Origin of the sequence: Candidatus Magnetobacterium casense, from assembly GCF_019173545.1 — a bacterium.
Taxonomy (GTDB): Bacteria; Nitrospirota; Thermodesulfovibrionia; order Thermodesulfovibrionales; family Magnetobacteriaceae; genus Magnetobacterium; species Magnetobacterium cryptolimnobacter.
The window spans coordinates 1-6,750 of sequence record NZ_JABXWD010000188.1; the positions used below are offsets into that span (position 1 = coordinate 1).

Sequence of the window (6,750 nt, forward strand, 5' to 3'; positions counted from 1 at the left end):
ATGCTAAATGGTATGTCAGCCCTGGTAAACAGACTTGCCACATGCTGTTGATATGCTCCCTTGGCCTTCTTTATAAGGTTGAGCGTGGTATTATTGAATTCTATGCTCAAGGCGCTGCTATAAACATCATACCATAGTGCAGCGTCAATTGTATTGTTAATCCCCGGATTATACTTTTCCGTCAGGAGTTCGCCAAACCAGCACACAAGTCCCGGCTGACCTCTGGTGACGTGATAGAGCTTGTCAACCACTACGGGGTCAACGTCCTGTCCGCTTTCGTCCCGATACTGCTGAAACAGTTCAGCGACCTCATCCTTACTGAAGTTGGGGATGTGCATGGAGCGTTGGACGTTAAATGGGGAGCCACGCTCGCTCTCTACACCGAGCACCGTCCGTACTCCAATGAGGGCAAGCCCGTGCAGCAGATACGAATCACGCTTGAGGTACATATCCCTGAACATCTTTACGAGGATATCTATGACCTTGGGCGGCAGACTGTCAAACTCATCGATAAACAGGATAATTGGGCGGTCAAAGATACTATCGTTACGATCAAAGAGTCCATTGAAAGCCTCCCAATCACTAGGAATGTCTATCCTGAGTTTGAAGGTCTCCCAAATCAACCTGGGGACCTTTGCAAGGAAGCTATCAACGTCATCATCATCCTTGAAGACCGTCCCCTGAACGGACATCGTGCCAACAATAAAGTGGTCACTGTACCTGGCCTGGATTTCGTCCCTGACCTGTTGCATGAGCCAGGTCTTGCCAGTCTGCCTGGGCGCCCAGACGGTAAAATACCGGCCTCCCTTATCTAAGTTGCCAATTAACTGCTCTATACACCTCTCTATCAGCTCCTTGCGATGTACACAGAAATGCTCCTGAGAGTCAACCGGACCATATGAATAAAAACTCCTCATTGTATAAACCTCCTTAAATCCTCTGACCTTTTTACAGTCACTCACATATTTTATTGTACCAAAAGTTCCAGAGGCGGGGCAAAGCCACATACTTCTTTTAAAACATTATTGGCAATGCTAACTGTCTTGAACAGCCCCCCAGGGAATTGAAGTCTATCTTAAATCTGCGTGTTTACTTTAGTTGCCAGTAGTTGGAGAGCACTGTTGTTACAAGACCACCATCGACTACAATTAACCCATCCATCAACAGCATAATATATCATTGTAGAAATCCTCTCAACTCCTCTACGGAAACGGAACGCTTTATGAGTTCCTGGAATTCCTCCAATCTTTCTATGCTCCCAAGATTGCCGACCATATCCATAAGCGCACGACCTTGCTCTGCGTACTTAATCTCAAGCATCACCTCAATCCCTTTGAGCAATCCCTCGATTTTTCCCTCTATTTTTCCTTCGATCTTTCCTTCCCTCTTTCCTTCCCTAAATGCCCCGATATCATCCAGGTCTCTCATATGCCAATAATCATATAAATCCCTCTCATCTTTACTCCATTCCATCAAATTGGCTATATCGTAGGCCTTTTGTATTTCCGTAAAATCAGCGCACTTGGGTACCATATTTATATAATAAGCATTCTTTATAAAATATATCCACTTATCGGTTACACTCTCCAGTTCAGGCTCATCTTTGGTGAATTTGGGCAGCTCTATAAAGTTAAACTCCAGGTCCTTTAGTTCCTGAGTGAGTGTAGTCGTGTTTAATATCAGGTGCCTTGTCAGATAATTACTGCCTTCAAACATATTAAAATCCATTATGCCTATAAATATTACCTGTTTTAAGTTGGAATAGTCATCTCCTTTCTCCAGTTGGACAACATAGGCATTACTCGTATAGTACAATACACGTTTCAAAAATCCTGGTCTTCTTTGAATCTGTATCTCAACGATAAACGTTATTTTTCTCTTGTCTATTGCCCTTATATCCAGTATGGTATCTTTCAGGTTCGGTAGTTTCGGTGCTTGCCAGGGATTGAGTATCGTTATGTCCTCTATTACCTTGTCTCCGCTTAGGTAAAGTACGGCATTCAAAAAAAGATATAAGTATCTCCTTCCTGTTTTCATTGCCAAATATCTTCTTAAATGCCACATCGTTTCTTACGTCTACAAATTCCATGACTATATTATAGCAAAAATTCTACAGGCATGGCAACCGCATTAATCTCCCGGGGCAATCGCAAAGGTTGCGCAGGATGGGGTCAAGGGGACTGGTCCCCTTGCGGGGGGTTCTGAAGGGGGGCGGAGCCGCCCCTTTCTTTTCTCTTACGATCAAATGCGATTGCCCTGATTAATCCCCCAAGAGAAAGGCGATGCACCGCTCCAGGATGCACCGCCCCTCTGTCCAAAGTCTATCTTATGCGTGTGTTACTTTATCTGCCAGTCGTTTGAGAGACCGGTTGCGGCATACCCTCCGCCTGTGACATTGAGGCCATCCATAAACCACATGTATACGTCACCGGTTGAAGAGTTTTGCCAGAGGATGTCGGTTTTGCCATCACCGCGATAATCGCCGGTTGTCTTCAGTTGCCAGTTGCGCTGTATGCCGCGTGCTGCATAGCCGCCGTCTGCGATATCGAGGCCATTCATCAGCCAGATGTAGATGTCACCGGAGGAGGTATCCTGCCACACTACGTCAGCCTTGCCATCGCCATTGAAGTCCTCAACTGCCTTTATCTGCCAGTTGCCGGAGACACCCTTGGCGATATTGTTAGCCGTTGAAATGCCCAGACCGTTCATCAACCATCCAGCGACATCACCGGTTGTGGTGTTTTGCCAAATCACATCGCCTTTGCCATCAGCGTTGATATCGGCCACGGCCTTGACCACCCACTCAGCAGGCATACCCCTGGCAATGTAGTCACCATTGGCTATTTTGGCGCCATTCATCAGCCAGATATAGATATCATCGGTGTCGTTGTTTCTCCACATCACGTCGGCTATGCCATTGCCATCAAAGTCACCAATGGCAGAGAGTACCCATTGACTTGACATTGCACTGGCAACATATTCACCAGTCTTTATAACGGCGCCATCCATAAGCCATACAGCGACATCGCCTGTTGTGGTGTTTTGCCACAGGATGTCACTCTTGCCATCGCCATCGAAGTCACCTGTGGCCTTGACGTCCCAATCCTCCGGTACGCCCTTGGTTACGAAGTTGCCTCCTGCTATGGTCGTTCCGATCATCAACCACACATAGACATCACCAGTGATAGCGTTACGCCACATCAGGTCGCTATTGCCATCGCCGTTAAAGTCTCGGTTTGGCAACTTGCCGCTGCCAGTGGCTGAGGTAAACATTGCCGTAATATTCCTGGCTGCCAACATGGGCACTGAACAAGTAGACTGTTTTCCGGAGCAATCCCCAAGCCATCCGTCAAAGGTTGAACCGGTCTCTGGTGTGGCAGTGAGGGTGACGGGTACACCGGAGTTATATATAGCCGTGCCGGTATTACCGATCCATGTTAGGTTCCCGATTGATACCGTTACCGAGCCTTTCCCTGAGCCGGCCTTGTTCACGGTCATTGGGTATCCCGTCACAAAGGTAGCCTTAACGCTCTTGTTGTTGCCTATACTCAACGTGCATGTAGACACTGTCCCTGTACAATCGCCGCTCCAGCCGGTGAAGGTTACACCATCAGGCGCTGTTGCCGTCAGAGTTACAGAGTCACCGTCACTATATACGGCAGAGGCGGTGTTACCGTTCCATGTCAGAGTGCCAGGAGAGACGGACACCGTACCCTTGCCTGCGGCGCTACCATCCCTTGTTACAGCCAGAGAGAATCGCTTGACAAAGGTTGCCGTAACATTTTGCGCCCCTGTCATGGTCACCGTACATGTCGTGCTTGTCCCGGTACAACCGCCACTCCAGGCGGTGAAGTTGGAATCTGCATCAGGCGTTGCAGTAAGCTTTATCTCCGTGCCTTCTGCGTATGTTGCCGTACCGGTATTGCCACTCCAGGCGATGGTACCCGTTGATACCGACACCGTGCCTGTGCCTGAACCGGTCTTGGTGACCGTGAGGGTACCTTTAACGGCAAAGGTTGCCGTAACATTTTTGGCCGCCGACATGGTCAACGTACATGTTGGCACTGAGCCTACTGAAGCACAATCTCCCGTCCAACCGACAAAAATTGAACCGGAGTCAGGCGTTGCAGTCAGTACGGCAGTGGTATCCGGCTCGTATGACGCCGTACCTGTAGTGCCAGTGCCATTCCATGTGAGACTTGTCGGTGACGCCGACACCGTACCTGTACCGACTTTGGTAACCGTAAGTGCAAAGGAAGAGGTTGATTTAAAGTTTGCGGTGACAGATTTGCTCGCCGACATGGTCAACGTACATGTTGTACTTGTGCCGGTACAGTCTCCAGTCCAGCCGTTAAATGCCGAGCCGGAGTTGACCGTTGCAGTGAGCTTTATGGTTTCACTTGGGTCACATAATGCGGTGCCTGTATTGCCACTCCATGACAGTGTTAAAGGCGTTTCGGTCACCGTCCCTGATGCAATTTTTACTGCTGTCACCGTCCCGGTACCTGAGCCTGTTTTGAAGACCGTGAGCTTCATAGGATTGCTTGATGTAAACGTTGCCGTTACATCCTTGCTCTCCGTCATTGTCACCACACAGGTGCCTGTACCCGTACAACTGCCACTCCAGCCGGTGAACGTATAACCGGTATCAGCGGCAGCAGTGAGTGTCACAACCGCACCGGAGCTGTCAAACCCCATTGTCCCAACATCACCGCTCCAGGCAAACAGAACAGAACCACTCTCAGTACCAGTGGCTATTGGCTTAACATACGACCCTGTCACTGAGCCATTACCGACCTTTGTTAACGTAAGTATCTTGCTAACCTCCGGCAACTTATTAAAGGTAGCGGACACCGTTTTAGCCGCCGTCATTTGTACTACACATGAGCCAGTCCCGCTACAGTCGTCTCCACCCCAGCCATCAAAGGTATTACCGGTATTAGGGTTTGCAAGAAGCGTCACAATCGTATTGGGGTCGTCAAATGTTGCCGTTCCGATATCGCCGCTCCAGGAAAAGATGACAGAACCACTGGCAGTGCCTGTTTGTGTCGGCTTGACATACGTACCTGTGACTATGCCTTTACCGGATTTTGTCACCGTGAGTATTGTCTTAACGTTCGTAGCTTTTTTAAACGTCGCCTCTACACTCCTGTCTCCAGTCATTTGTAAGATGCAATTGCCTGTTCCACTACACTCGCCACTCCAGCCATCAAAGAGATAACCCGTATTAGGCGTTGCAACAATCGTAGCTATTGCACCGGTGTTGTCAAAGACTGCCGTACCAACATTGCCCGCACCGGCGCCCCAGTAAAAAACAATAGCACCACCGGCTGTTGGCGTTTCATAAGTACCTTCAATTGACCCCTTGGCATACGCGTCATTTGCAACACCGTTTTCATCAACACCCTTTTTTGTTACCGTGAGTAATCGTGTGACAAATTGATTTGCTATAAACGTTGCCGTTACGGTTTTGTTTGCGGTCATGGTAAGACGACACTCACCTGTCCCATGACAATCACCACCCCAGCCGCCAAAGTAGTAGTCGGTATCAGGCAAGGCAGAAAGTGTAACAACGCTGCCAGTAGCCAGCGTCGATGTGCCGTTGCCACCAGTCCAGGTTATAGTAATAGGTGTGGTTGCAATTACTCCTGTTACAGCTCCATTTCCAGTTTTTGTTATCGTAAGCGTCTCTGCGCTTGCCATAACAGGCGAAAATACTACCAACAACAATATTGCTGTAACAGTAGTCATCAGCCAATTCTTTTTATTCATATGCCAGTCTCCTTCAATTTAATTTATCCATCCCGTATATTCTCCGGCGCACATTTTTATCTTTTTTTTTCGTGCGCATATCTCAAAAAGTACCCTCAAATAGCGTCATAATAGCATAATAACCGTCACAACCCAGCACAGCCTCAAATCATATAGGAATCCCCCCTTGTTTCATTTTTTGGTATATATAAGCCATAAAACTGTTGCTTGCTTGATTTGCATTGGAAAAACATCTGCGGACGTTCGCACAAACTCGGCCTTCGCACCTTGCCTGGTACACTCTCTGCCTTGAGTCTACACATTCCTATTGTCATCCTCTCTACATTAAGTTTATACAAATGCAGGTGAAGTTGTCAAGTCAAAAAAAACATCGCAGGGCCTCTCCACGGTTATCGCATCCGACTAAAACCGTCGGCAACCACGATTGCCCTGGCGGCTCAGTTCCATGCAGGGATTACCGTGTAGTAACTGGCATTTTGGCGTCTTTAGAAAAATCCCCTCAACTCATCAATCGTTTTCGACGTCCTGAGCAAACATTTAAACCTCATCTATCTCTTCGATAAGAGTCAGAGTTCTTACAAGTTCCATGAGTTTCAAGCCATCAAGGCCATACTTTACATCCAGCATTCCCTCAATGCCTTCAATAATCCCTCACACTTACCCTCAATTAAGCCCCTGCGGTACCCCTCAAGTACACCATCAACTAAACCATCATGCTTACCTTTCAAATAAAGCCGATCTTTACTTGCATCGATAATTACAGGCATGTATACCTCCTTTTCTATTATTTCATCCAGCCTTCTAAGTTGCTAACAGATGTAAACTCAGCCATTACCCTGCAGGTACAATCTCAACTGGGCTACCGAAGTGGATTGCTTGATACGATCCCTGAACTCATTGAGTCTGTCTATCTTATCAAGCCCCCTGACCATGTTCATAAGTTCAAGTCCCTCAGGGCCATACTTGATTTCAAGCATA

At 47.7% G+C, this 6,750-nt stretch carries 4 protein-coding genes; all 4 read right to left on the minus strand.

All coding sequences use genetic code 11. From position 1 onward, the window contains the following. Positions 1–917: AAA-like domain-containing protein (locus HWQ67_RS10675; protein ID WP_218252676.1), on the minus strand; the 917-nt coding region annotated here is incomplete at its 3' end. Between the two features lie 259 nt (positions 918–1,176). Continuing rightward, entirely contained in the window at positions 1,177–2,037 is an 861-nt protein-coding gene (locus HWQ67_RS10680; protein WP_218252677.1) for an Rpn family recombination-promoting nuclease/putative transposase, read from the minus strand. A gap of 300 nt (positions 2,038–2,337) precedes the next feature. After that, positions 2,338–5,772, minus strand: a complete 3,435-nt coding sequence (locus tag HWQ67_RS10685; protein ID WP_218252678.1) for an InlB B-repeat-containing protein — start codon at positions 5,770–5,772, stop codon at positions 2,338–2,340. Between the two features lie 614 nt (positions 5,773–6,386). Beyond that, entirely contained in the window at positions 6,387–6,539 is a 153-nt protein-coding gene (locus HWQ67_RS10690) for a hypothetical protein (protein WP_218252679.1), read from the minus strand. Between the last annotated feature and the right edge of the window lie 211 nt (positions 6,540–6,750).

What these genes read in the sequence shown, in the direction of transcription:
- HWQ67_RS10685 (WP_218252678.1), bottom strand. Translation starts at nt 5,772, where the DNA reads ATGAATAAAAAGAATTGGCTGATGACTACTGTTACAGCAATATTGTTG.
- HWQ67_RS10690 (WP_218252679.1), bottom strand. Translation starts at nt 6,539, where the DNA reads ATGCCTGTAATTATCGATGCAAGTAAAGATCGGCTTTATTTGAAAGGT.
- HWQ67_RS10680 (WP_218252677.1), bottom strand. Translation starts at nt 2,037, where the DNA reads ATGAAAACAGGAAGGAGATACTTATATCTTTTTTTGAATGCCGTACTT.